This window comes from Nguyenibacter vanlangensis, assembly GCF_013376155.1.
Lineage (GTDB): Bacteria > Pseudomonadota > Alphaproteobacteria > Acetobacterales > Acetobacteraceae > Gluconacetobacter > Gluconacetobacter vanlangensis.
In genome coordinates, this window is sequence record NZ_JABXXP010001225.1 from 1 (window position 1) to 564 (window position 564).

Consider the following 564-nt stretch of genomic DNA (forward strand, 5'->3'; position numbering starts at 1 on the left):
CCGCCATGCCCAGGCCGCGCGAGAGCAGGACCGAGACCGAGGCGAGGGCGGCGCGGGCGTGGTCGCCCTCGTGCCCGTGGGGGCCCATTTCGACCTCGCTGAACTCGATCTGGTCGTTGATGGCGAGGATGGTGCCGAACAGGGCGCGCGAGCGGGTGAAGGCCTGTTCGTCGCCGGCCAGCAGGTCGGCGATGGCGGCCGTGCCGCCGGACAGGGCGGTCTGCAGCGTCGCGCGGATCTTGCGGCGGGCGGTGTCGGCCAGGTCGGGCGAGAAGAGGCCGGCCACCAGGCCTTCGCAGGCGATGCCCAGCACGATGTAGGTCGAGCGCGAGAGCGCGATCAGGAAGACGTCGTCGGGGCTGCGGATGGCGTCGAACGCGATGATGGCGCAGGTATAGCCCGAGAGGACGAGCGCGTAGGCGCGGAAATTCCGCACCAGGGTGGCGAGGCCCGCGCACAGGCCGATCCACAGGCCGATCGCGGGAACGAACAGCCATGGCGCCTGGGGGAAGGCGGCGGTCAGCGCCACGGCGGCGACGGCGCCGACGGCGGTGCCGACCAGGC

Annotated in this window: 1 protein-coding gene; it reads right to left on the reverse strand. The window is 72.7% G+C overall.

Going from position 1 to position 564, the window contains the following annotated elements; translation table 11 throughout:
• Positions 1–564, reverse strand: a 564-nt coding sequence (locus tag HUK84_RS22265; protein WP_176642052.1) for an FUSC family protein, incomplete at both ends; no start/stop codon positions are given.